Origin of the sequence: Robiginitalea sp., assembly GCF_049588695.1 — a bacterium.
GTDB lineage: Bacteria > Bacteroidota > Bacteroidia > Flavobacteriales > Flavobacteriaceae > Robiginitalea.
In genome coordinates this window covers 1-3016 of record NZ_JBAVZJ010000196.1, presented here as the reverse complement: position 1 = coordinate 3016, position 3016 = coordinate 1, and the positions used below count along the sequence as shown (strand labels likewise).

General features: G+C 49.4%; 2 protein-coding genes. Both read left to right on the top strand.

Translation table 11 applies throughout. The annotated features are described in order from the left end of the window. The first annotated feature begins 55 nt into the window (after positions 1-55). Entirely contained in the window at positions 56-511 is a 456-nt protein-coding gene (locus tag WBV75_RS04760) for a MarR family winged helix-turn-helix transcriptional regulator (protein WP_424119504.1), read from the top strand. Between the two features lie 13 nt (positions 512-524). Then, a complete protein-coding gene (locus WBV75_RS04755) occupies positions 525-2930 on the top strand; it encodes a 3-hydroxyacyl-CoA dehydrogenase NAD-binding domain-containing protein (protein ID WP_424119503.1) in 2406 nt (801 codons plus the stop codon). Positions 2931-3016 lie beyond the last annotated feature (86 nt).

Here is a 3016-nt window from a genome sequence, read left to right as displayed (position 1 = left end):
AATTTATTATGCATGCATAATAAATTTTTCTATATTTGGAATCCTGAATCGAGATATGAAGGATATCACTATAGATTACGCCCTCAGGTCTACCTGGCAAGCTATTGCACGGATGTATAATGAAGAGGCCAAACAATTCGACAGCACGATGGCTGTCGGGTTTACCCTCTTAAGTATCGACCCTAAAACAGGGACCCCTTCGACGGCCCTCGGACCAAAAATGGGCATGGAGGCGACAAGCCTTTCGCGTATCCTCAAAAATATGGAGGTCAAAGGACTGATTGAACGCCGTCCCAATCCCGACGATGGGCGGGGCGTGCTGATCCATCTTACGGACTTCGGTCGCGAAAAGCGGGCAGATTCCAAAAATGTGGTCTTAAGATTTAATGAAACGGTCCGGGAACATGTAACCCAGGGGCAGCTTGACGGTTTCTTTTCAGTGGTGGGTTGTATCAATCAACTTATCTCGGAAAAGAAAATTTATTTCAAAGAAAAATCTACTAATACCTAATATCCCTATATAGATGAACAGACATATTAATAAGGTAGCGGTTGTCGGATCCGGAATCATGGGTAGCGGGATTGCCTGCCATTTTGCCAATATTGGAGTCGAGGTGCTTTTACTGGACATCGTACCGCGAGAACTTACAGACAAGGAAACCGCCAGGGGCCTTTCCCTGGAAGATAAGGTTGTGCGAAATCGCCTGGTCAATGATGCCCTGGCAGCTGCGCTAAAATCAAAACCTTCTCCCATTTACCACAAAAGTTTTGCCAGCCGCATAAAAACGGGGAATTTGGAAGATGATATAGCGGGAGTCTCCGACGTGGACTGGATCATTGAAGTGGTCGTGGAACGCCTGGACATTAAAAAACAAGTCTTCGAAAAACTGGAGGCCCATCGAAAGCCCGGAACCCTCATTACCTCAAACACCTCCGGGATCCCCATTCACTATATGAGTGAGGGTCGGAGCGCAGATTTCCAACAACATTTTTGTGGGACACACTTCTTTAACCCACCCCGGTACTTGAAACTCTTTGAAGTCATTCCCGGGCCCGAGACCAAAAAAGAAGTTCTAGATTTCCTCATTTCCTACGGGGAGAAGTTTCTCGGAAAAACCTCCGTCCTGGCACAGGACACGCCTGCTTTTATCGGGAACCGCATCGGGATCTTTAGTATCATGAGCCTGTTCCACACAATCAAGGATCTTGGAATGACTATCGAGGAAGTGGACAAACTCACAGGCCCGGTAATCGGCAGGCCCAAATCCGCAACCTTCAGAACGGTCGACGTAGTGGGTCTGGATACGCTGGTGCACGTGGCCAATGGCATTGGTGAAAATTGTCCGAAAGACGAGCGGCACGAGCTCTTCCAGTTACCGGATTACATTGAAAAAATGGTTGCAGAATCTTGGCTCGGAAGCAAAACCGGACAGGGTTTTTATAAGAAAGTTCGAAAAGACGACGGCTCCAGCCAAATTATGAGTCTGGACCTGGATAAAATGGAGTACCGGACGCAGCAGAAAGCAAAGTTCGCCACCCTGGAGCTTACGAAATCCATTGACGCTGTAATCGACCGATTCCCCGTGCTTGTAGGGGGGAAAGATAAGGCCGGGGCATTCTACCGCAAAAGCTTCGGGGCACTCTTTGCCTATGTGAGCTACCGGATACCCGAGATTACCGATGCCCTGTTTAAGATCGACGATGCCATGAAAGCCGGTTTCGGATGGGAACACGGGCCCTTCCAGATTTGGGACGCCATCGGACTCGATAAGGGCCTGGAACTTATAGCCGCGAGCGACCAGACAGCAGCCCCCTGGGTTGCCGAGATGAAGGCTGCGGGAATCTCTTCCTTCTATGACGTAAAAGACGGAGCGACATATTTTTACGACATCCCCGGGAAGGCCTATCAAAAAGTTCCCGGCCAGGACGGATTCATCATCCTGGATAATATTCGCAAGTCCAAAGAAGTCTTTAAAAACAGCGGGGTGGTCGTCGAAGACCTGGGCGATGGAATCCTGAATGTAGAATTCCGCTCCAAAATGAATACCATTGGGGGAGATGTGCTCGCGGGCCTCAACAAGGCCGTCGACATGGCTGAAAAAGATTTTCAGGGTATAGTCGTTGGGAATCAGGGACCTAATTTCTCTGTTGGCGCCAATATAGGAATGATCTTTATGATGGCGGCGGAACAGGAGTACGACGAGCTCAACATGGCTATCAAGTATTTCCAGGATACTATGATGCGTATGCGTTACAGTTCCATCCCCGTAGTGGCAGCCCCCCACGGGATGACCCTTGGCGGTGGATGTGAACTCAGTATGCATGCCGACAAAGTCGTGGCCGCGGCCGAGACGTATATCGGCCTGGTGGAATTCGGTGTTGGCGTCATTCCCGGAGGAGGCGGATCCAAGGAGATGGCCCTGAGGGCAGCCTCGCACTTCCGCAAGGATGATGTGGAACTCAATACCCTGAGGGAATATTTTCTGACCGTGGCCACAGCCAAGGTTTCCACCTCAGCCTATGAAGCTTTTGACCTGGGCATCCTTCAAAAAGGCAAGGACGTTATAATAGTCAATAAAGATCGGCAGATTGCTACCGCCAAGGCCCATGCAAAAATTATCGCCGAATCCGGGTATACCAAACCCGTACCCGGCAAGGATGTAAAAGTCCTTGGAAAACAAGCGCTGGGAATGTTCCTGGTAGGCACAGATTCTATGGAAACAGGGCGCTACATTTCAGATCACGATAAAAAGATAGCCAACAAACTGGCCTACGTGATGGCCGGGGGTGACCTCTCCGAAGCGAGTTTTGTAAGCGAACAATATCTGCTGGATCTGGAGCGAGAGGCTTTCCTCTCCCTGTGTACAGAACGCAAAACACTAGAACGGATTCAGCACATGCTGAAAACCGGAAAACCATTGAGAAATTAACCGAATACAAAGAGTGCAAACCATGAAAGACGCCTATATCGTTAAAGCATACAGAACTGCCGTGGGTAAAGCGCCCAGAGGTTCAT

Bases quoted from the DNA above. Each gene is read 5' to 3' on its own strand.
- WBV75_RS04755 (WP_424119503.1), top strand. From the start codon at position 525: ATGAACAGACATATTAATAAGGTAGCGGTTGTCGGATCCGGAATCATG.
- WBV75_RS04760 (WP_424119504.1), top strand. From the start codon at position 56: ATGAAGGATATCACTATAGATTACGCCCTCAGGTCTACCTGGCAAGCT.